Source organism: Chromobacterium sp. IIBBL 290-4 (assembly GCF_024207115.1).
In the GTDB taxonomy this organism is placed as follows: Bacteria; Pseudomonadota; Gammaproteobacteria; order Burkholderiales; family Chromobacteriaceae; genus Chromobacterium.
The window spans coordinates 4,779,878-4,796,889 of the sequence record NZ_CP100128.1 but is presented as its reverse complement, the minus strand read 5'-3'; the positions used below and the strand labels follow the sequence as shown (position 1 = coordinate 4,796,889).

General features: G+C 66.7%; 9 protein-coding genes. 6 read left to right on the top strand and 3 right to left on the bottom strand.

The annotated features are described in order from the left end of the window. The first annotated feature begins 7 nt into the window (after positions 1-7). Complete coding sequence (locus NKT35_RS22520) at positions 8-595, top strand: DUF924 family protein (protein ID WP_254297507.1); 588 nt, start codon at positions 8-10, stop codon at positions 593-595. 46 nt (positions 596-641) lie between these two features. Further along, complete coding sequence (gene rfaD / locus NKT35_RS22515; protein WP_254297506.1) at positions 642-1,643, top strand: ADP-glyceromanno-heptose 6-epimerase; 1,002 nt, start codon at positions 642-644, stop codon at positions 1,641-1,643. 76 nt (positions 1,644-1,719) lie between these two features. On the opposite strand, the gene NKT35_RS22510 is transcribed toward rfaD, so the two are convergent. Next, the gene (locus NKT35_RS22510) at positions 1,720-2,490 is read right to left on the bottom strand and encodes an FCD domain-containing protein (RefSeq protein ID WP_254297505.1); all 771 of its coding nucleotides are present in this window, start codon (positions 2,488-2,490) and stop codon (positions 1,720-1,722) included. A gap of 152 nt (positions 2,491-2,642) precedes the next feature. Between NKT35_RS22510 and NKT35_RS22505 the strand changes: the two genes are divergently transcribed. Then, a complete protein-coding gene (locus NKT35_RS22505) occupies positions 2,643-3,596 on the top strand; it encodes a chemotaxis protein (protein WP_254297503.1) in 954 nt (317 codons plus the stop codon). Between the two features lie 108 nt (positions 3,597-3,704). Here the strand turns inward: NKT35_RS22505 and NKT35_RS22500 are convergent, their stop codons facing one another. Then, positions 3,705-4,154 (bottom strand): acyl-CoA thioesterase, encoded by a 450-nt coding sequence (locus NKT35_RS22500; protein WP_371926407.1) that lies wholly within the window; start codon positions 4,152-4,154, stop codon positions 3,705-3,707. A 152-nt stretch (positions 4,155-4,306) separates the two neighbouring features. Continuing rightward, positions 4,307-6,373 (bottom strand): TonB-dependent receptor, encoded by a 2,067-nt coding sequence (locus tag NKT35_RS22495; RefSeq protein WP_254297500.1) that lies wholly within the window; start codon positions 6,371-6,373, stop codon positions 4,307-4,309. 264 nt (positions 6,374-6,637) lie between these two features. Here NKT35_RS22495 and fes point away from each other — a divergent pair, with 264 nt between their 5' ends. The 3 genes from fes (at position 6,638) to NKT35_RS22480 (ending at position 16,809) form a co-directional block, all read left to right on the top strand. Then, positions 6,638-7,942, top strand: a complete 1,305-nt coding sequence (gene fes / locus NKT35_RS22490; protein WP_254297498.1) for an enterochelin esterase — start codon at positions 6,638-6,640, stop codon at positions 7,940-7,942. A 75-nt stretch (positions 7,943-8,017) separates the two neighbouring features. After that, on the top strand, positions 8,018-8,230 hold the full coding sequence (locus NKT35_RS22485; protein ID WP_305883447.1) for an MbtH family protein: 213 nt from the start codon (positions 8,018-8,020) through the stop codon (positions 8,228-8,230). A gap of 71 nt (positions 8,231-8,301) precedes the next feature. Next, entirely contained in the window at positions 8,302-16,809 is an 8,508-nt protein-coding gene (locus NKT35_RS22480; RefSeq protein ID WP_254297496.1) for a non-ribosomal peptide synthetase, read from the top strand. Positions 16,810-17,012: the final 203 nt, after the last annotated feature.

Sequence of the window (17,012 nt, the reverse complement as noted above, 5' to 3'; positions counted from 1 at the left end):
AGCAGGCATGGCGATGCGCGCGGGACAGATAGACGAAGTGCTTGCGTTCTGGTTCGACGGCGCGGACGACGCGGCGCTGAGCCGCGGCCGCTCGGCCTGGTTTCAGCGCGACGACGCCTTCGACGCGGACATCCGCCAACGCTTTCTCGCCTTATGGGAAAGCCTGGAGCGCGGGGCGCTGCCGTTCGATGGCGCCAGCCCGCGAGCCGCGCTGGCCTGGCTGATCGTCGCCGACCAGTTTCCGCGCAATCTGTTCCGCGGCGAGGCGCGGGCCTTCGCCACCGACGCCCAGGCCCGCCAGGGCGCGAGCCAGGCGCTGGCGGCCGGCCTGGATCAGGCTTTGCCGCCGATGGCGCGCGTGTTTGTCTATCTGCCTTTCGAACACAGCGAGACGCTGGCCGACCAGCATCGCTCGCTTGAGCTGTTTGCCGCGCTGGACGCGCAGCTGCCGGGCTCGAACTTTTACGATTACGCCCGCCGCCATGGCGAGGTGATCGCGCGTTTCGGCCGTTTTCCGCATCGCAACGCGGCCTTGGGCAGAACCAGCACCGCGGAAGAGTTGTCCTATCTGGCCGAGCCGGGCGCGGGCTTTTGAACGAATTCCGGACCCAAGCGGTCCATAGCCGAACAAGGATCAAGACATGACCATAGTCGTCACCGGCGCTGCCGGCTTCATCGGTTCCAACCTGGTCAAGGGTTTGAACCAGCGCGGCATCACCGACATCATCGCCGTGGACAATCTGTCCAGTGGCGACAAATTCCACAATCTGGTCGATTGCGAAATCAGCCATTACCTCGACAAGCACGAGTTTCTGCATCTGCTGCTGGACGGCGAGTACGAGGGCGAGCTGTCCGCCATCCTGCATCAGGGCGCGTGCTCCGATACGATGAACCATGACGGCAAGTACATGATGGACAACAACTATCAGTACACGCTGGCCTTGTTCGACTACTGTCAGCACGAGGAAATCCAGTTCCTGTTCGCGTCCAGCGCCGCCACCTATGGCAAGGGCACCGAGTTCAAGGAGCAGCGCGAGTACGAAGGCCCGCTCAACGTCTACGGCTATTCCAAGTTCCTGTTCGACCAGGTGCTGCGCCGCCGCATCAAGGAAGGCCTGTCCGCACAGGCGGTGGGTTTCCGCTATTTCAATGTTTACGGCCCGCGCGAACAGCACAAGGGCCGCATGGCCTCGGTGGCTTTCCACCATTTCAACCAGTATCGGGAGCACGGCAAGGTCAAGCTGTTCGGCGGCTGGGACGGCTGGGGCGACGGCATGCAAAGCCGCGACTTCGTCTCGGTGGAGGATGTGGTCAAGGTCAACCTGCACTTCCTGGACAATCCGGGCAAGAGCGGCATCTTCAACCTGGGCAGCGGCCGTTCGCAGCCCTTCAACGATGTGGCGCACGCTACCGTCAATGCCTGCCGCCGCCACGAAGGCAAGCCGGAGTTGAGCCTGGAGGACATGGTCAGCCAGGGCATCGTCGAATACGTGCCCTTCCCGGACGCGCTCAAGGGCAAGTACCAAAGCTTTACCCAGGCCGACATCGCCAAGCTGCGCGAAGCGGGCTACCAAGCCCCGATGTTGTCGGTGAGCGAGGGCGTCAATCGCTATGTGGATTGGCTGGTGAGCCGCCAGGGCTGAGCGCAGGCCTGAGGGATGCATGCGAAAGCCGCGCAGTCGAAAGACGCGCGGCTTTTCTCATGGCGCTGCGCGGGAGTCAACGCCCGGTGTTTTCCTGGGCCAGCCGCATGCGGGCTCGGGCGTCGCGTTCGGCCTGCAGCATCTGGTTTTGCAGCGTGTCGGCGACAAAATCGATGTGCCGCTCCGCCGCCTGTTGCGCGGCATCGGGCTGACGGTCGCGTATCGCCTGCCAGATCGCCAGATGTTGTTCGCGCAAGGCTTCGGCCACCTCGCCGACGGCGAACAGGTTGGCGATATTGTCCTTCACATGGCGCTGCAGCATGGCCAGCAGGCTGCCGGACAGGTGGGCGAACAAGACATTGTGCGAAGCCTCCGCCACTGCCTGATGAAACTCCACATCGGCCTGGGCCTGTTCGGCGAGATCGCCGCCGCGGTAGGCTTTTTGCAGGCGGTCCACGCAGCGTTGCAGCCGCTCCAGGTCGGCCGGCGTGGCGCGGCTGGCCGCGCAGCGCGCCACCGTCCCTTCCAGCACGCGGCGGAACTCCAGCAGGTCGCCATGCAGTTCTTCGTGCAGATTCAGCATCTTTTCCCAAGGATCGGAAAACGCCGTCTCCAATCGATCCGTCACCCAAGTGCCGCCTCCCTGGCGGCTGGACAGCAGTCCGCGCGAAACCAGTTGCTGGATGGCCTCGCGCAGGGATGGCCGCGACACGCCGAACTCCTCGGCCAGCTGGCGCTCGGGAGGCAGGCGATCGCCGGGTTTGAGCACGCCGTCGAGTATGCGTTTTTCCAGCTGCTGCACGATCATGTCGGACAGCTTGGGCAGGGTGACTTTGGGGTAAGCCATGATGCGTGATGAATCCGTTGCGGAATATTGGTCTGACCAGATGCGCCAGCATAGCAAACAAGCCGCCAGGCTGTCGCTGGGGATAGACCAGTCTTGTCTTTGATATTTACTATAAAGAAACACTTAATCAGTTTTTATCCAAGGAAGCCGCCATGTCGGACCTGCTGAAAAAAATCGATGCCCGAACCAAGCTGGCCGGCACCAATAAACTGGAAATTCTGTTGTTCACCTTGGGGGATGACCAGCGCACCGGCCGCAAGGAGGTGTTCGGCATCAATGTATTCAAGGTGCGCGAGGTGATGCGCACGCCGGAGATCACCACGGCGCCGGAGATGCCGTCCTCGGTGGAGGGCATGGTCAGCCTGCGCGGCGCGCTGGTGCCGGTGATCGATCTGGCCAAATACACCGGCATCGTGACCCAGGACAAGCCGGAAATCATGATCATCACGGAATACAACGGCCATACCCAAGGCTTTCTGGTGGAGGGGGTGGACACCATTCTGCGGCTGGATTGGTCGTCGATGCGGGTGCCGCCGGACATGATCACCAACCGGATGGCCGGCTTGGTCACGGCTGTCACCGAGCTGGAAAACGGCACGCTGGTGATGATGATGGATGTGGAAAAGGTGCTGGCTGAAACCTGCATGATGGAGGAGACGCAGAGCTATATCGCCATCGAGCCGGTGAAGGAGGATCGTTACATCTTCTTCGCCGACGACAGCGCGGTGGCGCGCAAGCAGATCGAGCGCACGCTGGATGCGATGCATATCCGCTATGGCTCGGAAATGAACGGCATGCGCGGCTGGGAAACGCTGCAGAAAATGGCGCAGCAGGCCGAGGCGGCAGGCCGCAAGCTCAACCAGGACCTGCATCTGATCCTCACCGATGTGGAAATGCCGGAGATGGATGGCTATATGCTGACCAAGATGATCAAGGAGGACGGCCGTTTCGCCGGCATCCCGGTGCTGATGCACTCGTCTTTGTCGGGCATGGCCAATAAGAAGCTGGGCGAGTCCGTGGGCGTGGATGCCTACGTATCCAAGGACGAGCCGCAAAAACTGGCCAACAAGCTCAAAGAGATGCTGTTCCTGGATAAAGCGGCGTAGCCGAAGCTATCCAGGCGGACGGAAAACATGGCCGCGCTTGCGGCCATGCTGGTTTTAGAGGCATGGCCTCAAGCCAGAGGCCGATCTGCTCGGGATTGCTGCCGGCGCTTACTGGTCCGCCATGGCGGACAGATAGGCGGCGCTGAACTCAGGCGGCAGCCGCTTGGGCCGTCCGCTGGACAGCTTGATGCATACCAGATCCCAGCGCGCGCGCAGCACCGTTTTGCCATCGCTCAGCCGCAGCAGCTGAAAATGCCGCTGCATGGCCGCGCCGCTGTCGCCCGGCTGCAGCCAGGTGCCCAGCAGCAGCGCTTCGCCTTCCGCGGTGGGGAGGAGGTAGTCGTATTCGCCGCGGCGGATGGCCATGCCGCGGTCCAGGCGGCGATAGTCGTCTATCGATAAGCCCAGTTCTTGCGAATGCGCCCAGCCGGCCTGCTCGCACCAGCGGGCATAAACGGCGTTATTGGTGTGCTGCAAGCCATCAATGTCTTCGGCTTGTGGCGCAAGCGCCAGCGTGAATGGGTTTGGTCGGTCCCAGGCGAGAGTGTTTGCGGTCATGAGTCGAGTGGGGAGGGGCGCCGGCGGCGGCAATGAAGCGCATCTTCCCGGCAAAGCCGCGCCGGCGCAAGGCCGGACGGCAGATGTATAGACAAGGCCGCCATATCGGCGGCCTTGTCGCGCTTGCCTGGCCCTTGGGGCGAGAGCTTGGCTTAGAAGTGGTAATCCACAGTCATGCCAACGGTGCGCGGCGCGCCGACCACGCCGACAACGTATTGGCCGGCCACGCTGATCTGCGATACCAGCTGGTTGCGATTAGTCAGGTTGTTGACGTAAGCGCGAACGCCCCAGCGCGCATCCTCATAGCCCGCATTCAGATTGGCAACCGTGTAGCCGCCGGCGATGGCCGAGCGGTCATTGGTGATTTCCGAGTAGTAAGAGCCTACGCGATTCAGGCTGCCGCCCACGTAGAAGCCGTTGATCAGCTTCTGCTTGAAGCCCAGGTTGAGCGTCATGTGCGGAGCGTAGTTGAACTGTTTGCCCTTGATTTCCGGATTGGCGGCCGTGCCTTGGGTCACTTCGGTATTGAGCAGGCCCAGGCCGGCGCTGACCGTCAGTTTGGGGGTGACGCGGGCTTTGGCTTCCAGCTCCAGGCCATAGCTCTCGCCTTTGGGGATGTTGGTGAAGCGCCGGTTCAGGATGGCCTGATAATCGGTGTACTGATTGAAGAAGGCGTTGGCGTTCAGGCTGACGCGTTCGTTCCAGAAGGTGGAGCGGCTGCTCAGCTCGTAGGCAGTGACTTCTTCTTTTTCGTAGGTGTAGTAGGTGTAGGTGGTGACCTTGGTGACCTTGTCGGTATTGTCGTCCAGGCCGGAACCGCCGGCGTTGTATCCCTTGCGCACCGATGCGCCCAGGGTGGTGGTGGGGCTGAGTTTATAAGTGATTTCGGCTTTCGGCAGGAACAGCGTATCGCCGATGTCGTAGTGGGCCTGGCCCTCGCGAGGCGTTCCCGGACCGCCGGTGATGTCGCGGCGTTGGGTTTCGCGCTCAATGCGGCCGCCCAGGCCCAGGCTCCACTGCGGGTTCAGGCGGAAGGTGGCCTCGCCGTACAAGGAGGTGGTTTTGACCTTGTCCTTCGCCTTCATGCTGGTTTGCGCGTCCATGTTCTGATCGCGGTCATAGTAGTAAGCGCCGATCATGCCGCTCAGCCAGCCGTTTTCCGGCGCGTAATTCAGGCGCGCTTCCGCGGTATTGCTCTTCTCGTCCAGCCGCATGCGGAAATCCTGGGTGTCCTTGAAGGCGCTGACATTGTCGGCATGGCCCAGCAGCAGATTGGCGCTCCAGTCGCTGTTGAACTGGTATTGCAAATCGGTGCTGACGGTGTCGTTGGACGAGTCCTGCGTCCGGGCCTGAATTTCTTTGCGGCCATTATTGTAGTCGAAATAATAGCCATCGACGTAGTTCAGGTACTCGCCCTTGTTTTCGCGATGAGAAACCGTCAGCTTGGCGGTGAAGCCGGGCACGGCGCCGGGTTTCCACAGCAGCTTGCCGCGGACATTGCTGTTGCTCACCTTGGAGCCGTCCCAGGGCATGGCGCCGGGGTAGTTGATGTAGCTGTGGCCGTCCAGGCCTTCGGCGCTCAGGCGGAAGGCCAGCTCTTCGGTGATCGGGCCGGAAACCATGCCGGCCAGCGTGGTTTTGCCAGCTTTGTTTTCGTAGCCGGCGCGCAATGCGCCTTCCCAGTCGAAAGTCGGGTCCTTGGTATTCACCACGATGGCGCCGGCCAGGGTGTTGCGGCCCTGGGTGGTCGATTGCGGTCCGCGCAGCACTTCCACCTGTTCCACATCCCACGGGCTGGCGTCGACATAGCGCTGGCCGTTCCAGCTTTCCGTCAGGCCGTCCACGGTGGTGCTGACGCGCGGGCGGGAGCCGGAGGCCAGCGTGTTATAGCCGGTGCCGGGGCCAGTGCCTTCCACGCCGCGGATATTGATGATGCCGGCGCCGTTGGCAGTGGCGTTGGGGGTGGCGACTACGGAATCGTAAATGGACTTGGTTTCGCCGTTGTCCACGTCGCGCAGCACGGATACTGCGGTGGTGGTGTCTTTCAGCGAGCGTTTGACCTTCTCGCCGGTGACGGTCACGGCGGGCAGCGTGGTTTGATTGTCTTGGGTATCCGCAGGCGCGGCCTGGACGGAGTGGGGCAGTCCGCCCAGGCAGGCCAGGGCCAGCAAAGTGGCTTGTGTCAGGGCTTTATGTTGGCGGCGCGGCGCTTTTTTCATCGTTCCATATTCCTCATTGTGATTGTTGTGAGCCGATCAGCGTCAGTTCTGCGGCGTCGTCTGGCTGGCGAGGAATCGTTGGCTATTGCGGCGTGCGGAACATGAGCGGCCGTCGTGGCCGTTCGGGATCGTTGCGATCAACAGATACGAATGATAATATTTATCATTAACATTTTGCAATAATTTAGCTGGAACGATATGTCGGCGGGTAGCCGCAAGGGATCGGAATCTGGTTTTAGGGGAGAAATTTTGGAATCGAATCAAATGGCTGCGGCGAGTGCGGCCTGGCTGCAACACCATGCGGCGGGAACGCCGCAATGGTGGAGCGAGCTGGCCGCCGCGGGCGCGCCGCTGCGGGAGCGCCTGGCGGATGGGAATGTGCGCGTCACCTTTTTATGGCGCGATCCATGCGGCGGTCCGGCGACGTCGCCCACGGTAAGGGTGTACGCCGACGTCAACTCCGTCACCGACCATCACAGCCCGCAGCCGCAGTCCTTGGCGCGCTTGGGCGAAACCGACGTCTGGTGGTGGCAGGCCATTTTGCCGGCCGACTGGCGCGGCAGCTACGCTTATATCCCGGTATCGGCCGGGCAGACGCCGCCGGCTCCGGACGATGATGTCCGCGCCAGCAGGCAACGCCACCGCGAATGGTGGCTAAGCGTGATGGATAAAGCAGTCGCCGATCCGCTCAACCCCGCCTGCGCTTATCGCAGCAGCTGGGGCGCGTCACTGTCGCCCCTGCATCTGCCGGATGCGCCGGACCAGTCCGCCTGGCGGGCGTGGGATGAGGCCGGGCAGGGCGCGGACCCGCGCCGTTTGACCGAAATCCGTTGGGACAGCGCTGTCTTGGGCAAGGCGCGCCGAATCTGGGTCTACCACACCGGCGACATCTCCGCCGGGCAGTGGGCGGAACGCCCCCTGGCGGTGCTCCTGGATGGCCAGCGCTGGGCGGAGCAACTGCCGGTCTTCGCCGCCCTGGACGAGGATACCCGTCGCGGCCGCTTGCCGCCGGCGGTGTACCTGCTGGTGGATAGCATGGATGGGCGCAATCGCGAACAAGACCTGCCGTGCAATGACGCCTTCTGGCAGGCGCTGCAGAGCGAACTGCTGCCGCAGGCGGCCTTGATCGCGCCGTTCAGCGCGCGCCCGGACCGCACCATCGTCGCCGGGCAAAGCTATGGCGGCTTGGCGGCGATGCATGCCGGCTTGCATTGGCCGGAACGTTTCGGCTGCGTGCTCAGCCAGTCCGGCTCGTTCTGGTGGCCGCATGTCGAATTGCATGAAAAAGCGCGCGCGGCGAGCGGCCGCAGGCTGCCGGGCAGCAGCGGCTGGCTGGCCGAGCGGCTGGCGTCCGGCGCCACGCCGCCAGGGCATTTGCGGGTGTTTCAGGAGGTGGGCAGCCGCGAGGAGGTGATGGTGGATGTGAACGAGACCATGCGCATTGCCTTGGAGCACGCCGGACATGAGGTGCATTACCAGCTGTTCGAGGGCGGACACGACTGGTTGTGCTGGCGCGGCGGCTTGTTGCAGGGTCTGGCCTGTCTGTGGCGGCCCTTGGCCGTCCTTTGAAAAAACACGATATAGAACTGCCCCCGGCGCGCTGTGCGCCTGCCGGCGGGGCGGCTCGTTTTGCGGAGCGTTTCCATGAGCATGGAGCAGACCAATCCTTTCGACGACGAAAGCCTGACATTCCTCATTCTGGCCAACAGCCAGGATCAGCACAGCCTGTGGCCGTCGCAACTGCCCGCGCCGGCGGGCTGGCGTCAGGTATTCGGGCCCGATAGCCGCGCCTCTTGCGTGGAATATCTAGACCGCAACTGGACAGATATCCGTCCGCGCTCGCTGCGCGGCGCCTAATTCGCCTATTCCCATCGCCAGGACTCCGCGCAGGGTCCGGCTACCCCAGCAAGGGAAGCATTGTGTTGAGCATGGAAACAAGATCATCCGAAACAGCGCGCGAGCTGCCGCTGTTCGGCTCGCAACTGGGCATTTGGCTGGCAGACCAGATTTCCGAACCGAAAAACACCTATACCGTCGCCCATTGCGTCGAACTGAGCGGCCTGATCGACGCCGCCGCGCTGCGGCAGGCGATACGCCAAGGCCTGTCCGAAGCGGACACCGTCATGGCCCGCTATCGGGAAACCGCCGCCGGACCGGTCATGGCCGCCGGGAGCGAGCCGTCCGACGATAGGCTGCCGGCGTATCTGGACCTGAGCGGCGAACAGGATGCCGAAGCCCAGGCCAGGCGCTGGATGCGCGCGGATCTGGCCGCGGACCTGCCGGCGGACGGCGAGCGTCCCTTGAGCCTGCATCAGCTGTTCAAGCTGGCGGATGGCGCCGGCGAACGCTGGTTCTGGTACCAGCGCTATCACCATGTCTGCGTGGATGGCTATAGCTTCAATGCCTTGTCGCGGCGCATCGCCGACATCTATCAGGCCTTGGCCCAGGGCGCGGCGCCGTCGCCATCGCCGTTTGTGTCCTATGCCGAAGTGGCCGCGGAGCGCGAGGCGTATCAGGCCAGCCCGCGCTATGAGGATGACCGCGCCTTCTGGCGAAGCTACGCGGCCGCCTTGCCTGAGCCGCTTACGCTGTCCGCGCGCGAGTTCCAGGCCGGCGGCCAGACCGCCAATGTAGACGTGCTGCGGCATCGGGTAGAGTGGGCGGGCGCGCCATCGCTGGCCTTGACGAGCCAGGCGGCGGCCCTGGGCGCGCCGCAGCTGGCGATGGCGGCCGCCTTCGCCTATCTGGCGCGGATGAGCGGCAAGAATCGGGTGGCGATGGGCTTGCCCTTCATGCGGCGCATGGGCTCGGCGGCGCTGCGCGCGACCGGTCCGGTGGTGAATGTTTTACCGGTAGCGCTGGATGTCAGCGAAAGCGACGATTTGACGACGCTGTCGCGCTGGCTGGCCGATGAATTGAAGCAAGTGCGCCGCCGCGAGCGTTACGACGCCGAGCAGATCCAGCGCGACAGCGGCATGGTCGGCTCCCGCCGCGCGCTGTACGGCGCGACGCTGAACCTGAAGATCTATGACCAATCTCTGCGGCTGGGCGAGGTGGAAGGCACCACGCTGCCGTTGGCGGTGGGTCCGATCGAAGACATCGAATTCGGCATCTGGCAGCAGGGCGAGACCCTGGTGGTGGAGCTGAGCGCCAATCCGGCGCGCTATGACGCGGCGGAACTGGAATGGCACGCCTGGCGGCTGCGCGGCTTCATCGCCGCCTTGGCCGGCGGGGCGAAGGTGGGCGAGGCGCCCTTGCACAGCGCCGCGGAGAAGGCGGCGTTGGACGAATGGTCGCGCGGTCCGCGCGTCAACGCGCCGGCCGGCGTGCGCACGGTCGTGGACGTGTTCCTGGCCAGCGCCGCGCAATACGAAAACGAAATCGCGCTGGTGTGCGGCGACGAGCGGCTGAGCTATGGCGAGCTGTCGGCCCGCGTCGCGCAATTGGGGCGCGAACTGCTGGCGCGCGGCATTGGCGACGGCAGCGTGGTCGGCGTCGCCGTGCCGCGCAGCGTCGACACCGTGGTGTCGATACTGGGCACGCTGGCGGCCGGCGCCGCCTTCCTGCCGCTGGATCTGGATTATCCGCCCGAGCGCCTGGCGATGATGTGCGAGGACGCGGCGCCGGCCTTGCTGTTGACCCGCTCCGACGTCCGCGGCCAGCTGCCGGACCTGCCGGCGCTGTGCCTGGACGACGCCGAGGCGCGCGCGCGCCTGGCTTCCCGTGCGGCCAAGCCGCTGGACGACGCCGAGCGGCTGCGTCCGCTGGACGGCGGCCGTCTGGCCTACATGATTTACACCTCCGGCTCCACCGGGAAGCCGAAGGGCGTGATGATCGCCCACGCCAGCTTCCTCAACCTGCTGCTGAGCCAGCAGAGCGGACTGTTCGGCGATTTTGTCCGTTCCCGCGGCCGCCGCGTGCGCACGATGCAGACCGCCTCGCTGTCCTTCGACGGCGCGCTGGAGCAACTGTTCTGGTTGCTGATGGGCCAGGAAGTGCATCTGTGCGACGAAGAGTTGCGCCGCGACGCCCAGCAGCTGGTGGAACTGGTGCGCCGCGAGCGCATCGACGAGATGGACGTGCCGCCGTCGCTGTTGCGGCAGATGCTGGATTGCGGCCTGATGGACGACGGCCATTGGCAGCCCGGCATGGTGCTGGTGGGCGGCGAGGCGGTGCCGCCGGCGCTGTGGAAGGAGATGCGCGGTTACACGCAGCTGCATTTCCATAATTTCTACGGCCCGACCGAATACACCATTTCCGCGCTGGGCGCGCCGGGAGCCATCGCCGAGGAGCCGGTGGTGGGGCGGCCGGTGGCCAATACCCGCGCGCTGGTGCTGGACGCCGCTCTGCGTCCGGTGGCCATAGGCGTGGCCGGCGAGCTGTACCTGGCCGGCGACGGCCTGGGCCTGGGGTATCTGAACCGCCCGTCGCTGACCGCGTCGCGCTTCGTCGCCAGCCCCTTCGGCGACGGCGAGCTGATGTACCGCACCGGCGACCTGGTGCGCTGGAACGCCCACGGCCAGATGGACTTCATCGGCCGCGTCGACCATCAGGTCAAGGTGCGCGGCTTCCGCATCGAGATGGGCGAGGTTGAGCACGCGCTGGCCAGCCTGGACGGCGTCAACGCCGCCGTGGTGCTGGCCGAGGCGGTCGGCGGCAGCCACCGCCTGATCGCCTACTGCACGATGGCCGAGGCCGGCCGCCATGAGGAGGCGGGCCTGTCCGCCGCGCTGCTGGCGCAACTGGCGGAAACGCTGCCCGACTACATGGTGCCGTCGGCGCTGGCGGTGTTGCCGGAGTGGCCGGTCAACATCAACGGCAAGATAGACCGCAAGGCGCTGCCGGCGATCCGGCCGCAAAACGCCGCCGCTGGCCGCGAGCCGGCCAATGGAGCCGAGCGCCTGCTGTGCGCGGCGGTGGCCAAAGTGTTGAATCTGGAGCAGACCAGCCCCGACGGCGACTTCTTCCAGCTGGGCGGCGACAGCATCTCGGCGATGAGCCTGGGCACCGAGCTGCGCCGCGCCGGCTTCCTGCTGCGCCCGCGCGATGTGTTCGCCAAGCGGACGCCGGCCGGCATGGCCGCGGCGCTGCAGCCCTTGAACGCCGCCAATCCGGCGGCCGACGACAAGGCGGGCCCGGTGGGCAAGCTGCCCATCGTCAGCTGGTTCGCCGAGCAATACGGTCTGAACAGCCGCTTCGTCCAGGGCGTGTGGCTGAAGGCGCCGGCTGCGCTGAGCGCCGAACACCTGGCCGCCGGCCTGCTGGCCTTGCAACGCGCTCACCCGGCGCTGCGCAGCCGCGCCATCGATGGCCAACTGCATATAGATGCCGCGCCGGCCGCGCTGGACGCCCGCATTTTGATTGATGCCGAGCCAGCCGCGACCCCGGACAGCCTGTTCGAAACCGCCTGCGAGCGGCTGGATCCGGCGGACGGCCTGATGCTGCAGGCGGCCTTGTGGGATGGTGCGGATGGCAAGCGCGTGCTGTTGGCGGTTCACCACCTGGCGGTGGACGGCGTGTCGTGGCGCGCGTTGCTGCCCGAGCTGCAGGCCGCCTGCGAAGCGGCGATGGCCGGGCAAACCGTCCAACTGCCGCGCGAGGAATTCGGCCTGCGCGAATGGGCGAAAACGCTGGCGGCTCAGGCGCCGGCCCGCCGCGGCGAGCTGGCGATGTGGCGCGGCATGCTGGCCGAACCGGCCGACGCGCTCAGCGCCAAGGCGCTGGATGCCGCCCGCGACCGCCACGATGCCGCCCGCCACCAGCGCGCGCTGCTCGGCGAAGCGGCGAGCGCGGCTTTGCTGCAGCGGCTGCCCAACGCCTGCCGCGCGACGGTGGAGGAAATCCTGCTGGCGGCGCTGCTGCTGGCTTGCCGCGGCGAGTTCGACGCGCAGCGCTTGCGCGTAGGCCTGGAGTCGCACGGCCGCCACGCTTTGGACGACGGCATCGACCTGGGCCGCACCGTGGGCTGGCTGACCGCCGAGTACCCGGCGCTGTTCGACCTGTCCGCGCAGCCGGCCGGCGATGCAGCGGCCTTGGCGGCGCTGCGCGCGGTCAAGCGCGTGATGCGGGCGATCCCGGACCATGGCCTGGGCTACGGCGTGCTGCGCCATCTGGACGACGAGCACGGCCCGGTGCTGGGCGCGCTGGAGGCGCAAAACCGTCCGCCGCTGCTGTTCAACTACTTGGGCCGCTTCCAGGCCGGCGACGGCGAATGGATGCCGCTGGCCGCCGGCGGCCGCTTCGCCGACGCCTTCGCCGTCGACATCGACCCGGCCCTGCCGCTGCAATACGGGCTGGAGGCCAATGTGTTCGTCGACGAGTCCGGCGCCGCGCCGCGGGTGGCGGTCAACTGGACTTGGGCCGACGCGCTGTATGGCGCCGACGCCATCGAGCGCCTGGGGCAAAGGATGGATAGCGCGATCGCCGCGCTGGCCCAATTGGCCGAACGCGATCCGCTGGCCGCGGCCGACACGCTGGTGGCCGCCGAAACGCTGGGCGGCAATGGCGCGCCGTTGGCCGACGCCGAACTGGCGGCGCTGAGCGCGCGCCATGGCCGCTTGGCCGCCGCGCTGCCGGTGCTGCCGCTGCAACAGGGCCTGCTGTTCCACGCCCAATTGGGCGAGGCGGCCGGCAAGTACAACTCCATCACCCGCGTCACCTTCGAAGGACCGCTGGACAGCGACAGGCTGCGCGCGTCGTTGGCGGCGGTATTGCGCCGCCACCCGCAGCTGGCCGCCGGTTTCGACAGCGAGGCCCAGGCCGAGCCGCTGCAATTGCTGCCGCTGGCGCTGCCGGAATGGCCGTGGCGCGAGCTGGAGCTGGCGGCGACGGCCGACGAGGCGCAGGCCTTGCAGGCGCTGGAGCATGAAGAGCTGGACCGCGATTTCGCCGTCGGCGGCCCTGGCGACGGCCCGCTGCTGCAGGCGACGCTGGCGCGCCACGGCGGCAAGTCCACGCTGTTCCTGACCGCGCACCACCTGGTGGTGGACGGCTGGTCCACGCCCATCATGCTGCGCGACCTGCTGACCGCCTATGGCGACGGGCCGGAAACGCTGCCGGCCATCCGCGTCGATTACCCCAGCGTGGTGCGCGCGCTGGCCGCGCGCGACCTGACGCCGGCGCGGCAGCTGTGGCTGCAGACGCTGGACGGCGTCAAGCCGACGCTGCTGTTCGGTCAGCAGACGGCCGCGCCGGAAGTGCGCGAGCTGGAGCTGGTGGTGCCGAAGGCGCTGGAGGACGCGCTGACCGAGCGCTGCCGCGAACGCGGCCTCACCTTGAACACTGCGATGCAGGGCATGTGGGGCGCGCTGCTGTCGGTGCTGACCGGCCGGAACGACGTGGTGTTCGGCTCGCCGGTTTCGGGCCGCTTCAGCCCGGTGGACGGCGTGGCCGAGCACATCGGCCTGTTCAGCAACACCATCCCGGTGCGGGTGGCGCTGCGGCCGGACGCGCCGCTGTGGGAGCAGCTGGCCGATTTGCAGGCGCGGCAGATCCGCTTGCTGGAGCATGACGGCATTGGGCTGGGCGAAATCCAGCGCCTGGCCGGCGCGACCACGCTGTTCGACACGCTGCTGGTGGTGGAAAACTACCCGGACCAGGACATGCAGTCGCGTGATTACCACGGCGCGCGCATCGCCGCGCTGCGCAACCGAGGCCATACCCACTATCCGCTGACCGTGCTGGCGCTGCCGGGCGACGGGCTGCGCCTGCTGATCGAGTACCGCAACCTGGTGAAGCAGCCGCAGCAACTGGCGGAACGGATGCTGGCGCTGCTGGCGCATCTGGCTTATCAGCCGGCGCTGCCGTGGTCGGCCTTCAACCCGCTGACCGGCGCCGAGAGCGAACTGATCGAGCAGGTCAACGCCACCGCCGCGGCGATACCGGAAGCCACGCTGCCGTCGCTGCTGGCGGCGCAGGCCGCCAGGACGCCGGACGCGCCGGCGCTGCTGGACGAGGCGCGCGCGCTCAGCTATGCCGAAACCCACGCCCAGGTAGCCCATCTGGCCGGCCGGCTTGTGGAGGCCGGCGTCAAACCTGGCGACATCGTCGCCGTGGCGCTGCCGCGCTCGGCGCATCTGAGCCTGGCACTGATGGCGGCGCAGGAGGCCGGCGCGGCCTATCTGCCGCTGGATACAGGCTACCCGGACGAGCGGCTGGCCTATATGGTGGCCGACGCTAAGCCGGCGCTGATTGTCACCTGCGCCGAACTGGCGCCGCGTTTCGCTTCCATGGGCGCGCTGCTGCTGCAGGACGAGCTGGCGGAAGCGCCGCAGGCCTTCGACGCGCCGGCGCTGACGCCGGATCACGCCGCCTATCTGCTGTACACCTCCGGCTCCACCGGCCGGCCCAAGGGCGTGCTGGTTTCGCACCGCGCCATCGTCAACCGCCTGCTGTGGATGCAGCACGAGTACGGCCTGAACGCGGATGATGTGGTGCTGCAGAAGACGCCTTGCAGCTTCGACGTGTCGGTGTGGGAATTCTTCTGGCCGCTGATCGTCGGCGCGCGGCTGTTCATGGCGCCGCCGGACGCGCACCGCGATCCGGAGGCGTTGCTGGAGCTGATCGCCGCGCGCGGGGTCACCACCTTGCACTTCGTTCCGTCTATGCTGGCGGCGCTGTTGGCTCACATGCAGGGCGACGCGGCGGCGCGTTCGGCCCAGACGGCCAGCTTGCGCCGGGTGTTTTGCAGCGGGGAGGCATTGTCGCGCGAGTTGGCCGACGGTTACGCCGGCCTGATAGACGCGCCGCTGCACAATCTGTACGGCCCGACCGAGGCGGCGGTGGACGTCAGCTACCAGCCGGCGGCCAAGCCGGCGCCGGAATCGGCGAGCGTGCCCATCGGCCTGCCGGTGTGGAACACCGCGCTGCGCATTCTGGACGCCGCGCTGCGGCCGGTGCCGGTGGGCGCGCCGGGCGAGCTTTATCTATGCGGCGTACAGCTGGCCCACGGCTATCTGGGCCGGCCGGACCTGACCGCCAGCCGCTTCGTCGCCGACCCGTACGCCGATGGCGAACGGATGTACCGCACCGGCGACATCGCGCGCTGGCTGCCGGACGGCGCGGTGGAGTATCTGGGCCGTAGCGACGATCAGCTGAAGATACGCGGTCAGCGCATCGAGCTGGGCGAGATCGAGGCGGCGCTGCTGGCGCAGCCGGGCGTGGCGCGCGCGGTGGTCCACGCCCGCGCGCTGGGCGGCCAGGCGGCGAATGCCGCCGGCGCCGACAACCGCCAGCTGGTCGGCTATGTGATCGCAGCGGATCAGGACAACCCGCCCGAGGCCGACGCGCTGCGCGCGGCGCTGGCCAAGGTTCTGCCGGCCCACATGGTGCCGGTAGCTGTGATGCGGCTGGCGGATTTCCCGCTCAGCGCCAACGGCAAGCTGGACCGCAAGGCGCTGCCGGAGCCGTCGGCTGCGGCGCCGACCGACGGCCGCGAGCCGCGTCCGGGCCTGGAAAGCCGCATCGCCGCCTTGTTCGCCGAGATCTTGGAATGCGACGCGGTGCGCGCCGACGACGACTTCTTCGCGCTGGGCGGCCACTCGCTGCTGGCGATGCGGCTGGCGGCGACGCTGCGCCGCGAGTTGAAGCTGCCGGTGTCGGTCGGCCAGATCATGAGCTCGCCGACAGTGGCCAAGCTGGCGGCGGTGTTGTCCGACGGAGGCCTCTCGTCCGACCCGGCGCTGGCCGGCTTCGGCGAAGTGCTGCCGCTGCGCGCCGGCAAGGGGCGGCCGCTGTTCTGCATCCACCCGGCCTCGGGCTTCGCCTGGCAGTACAGCGGCTTGTCGCGCTATCTGCGGCAGGGCCTGGCGCTGGTGGGCCTGCAGTCGCCGCGCCCTGACGGCGCCATCGCCCGCTGCGCCGACATGGACGAGGTGTGCGACCGCCATCTGGCCAGTTTGCGCCGCATCCAGCCGCAAGGCCCGTATCACCTGATCGGTTATTCGCTGGGCGGCACGGTGGCGCAGGCATTGGCGGCCAAGCTGCGGCAGCAGGGCGAGGAGGTGGCCTTCCTGGGTCTGCTCGACACCTATCCGCCGGAGGGCCAGGACTGGAACGGCCCGACCGAGGAGGAGGCCAAGGCCGAAGTGGCGCGCGAGCAGGAGCAGTTCATGTCCGCCACCGAGGACGCCGCCGACGCCTTCATGCTGCGCGAGAAGACCGAGATGTTCGGCCACATCGTGGCCAACTACCAGGACGCGGTGCGTCTGCTGTCGCAAGCTCGCACGCCGCGCTACGACGGCGAGGCCACGCTGTTCGTCGCCCGCCGCACCTTGCCCGAGGGCATGGACGTGCGGGAAACCTGGCGGCCGCACCTGGCCGGCCTCAATGTGCACGAGCTGGATTGCGCGCACGAGGACATTGTCTCGCCGCAATCGTTGGAGACATTGGGGCCGTTGCTGGATGGCATGCTGAAGGGGGTGGGCAGCTTGGGCTGAGTTAAGAGTGGCCAACAAGAATCCTGATGCTGCGTTGCGTCGACTTGCCGCACTCTTTGTACGGTCTGTGTCGGCGCGTCTTGCCTCGGGCGTGAAACTGAATTTTGTTAACCACTCCAAATAGGTCGCTGATTTAGGACCAACGCCGCGGCTGGGAACAGGCGCGGCGTTCTCATTATGGGGCGTCGCATGCATGTCAGCAT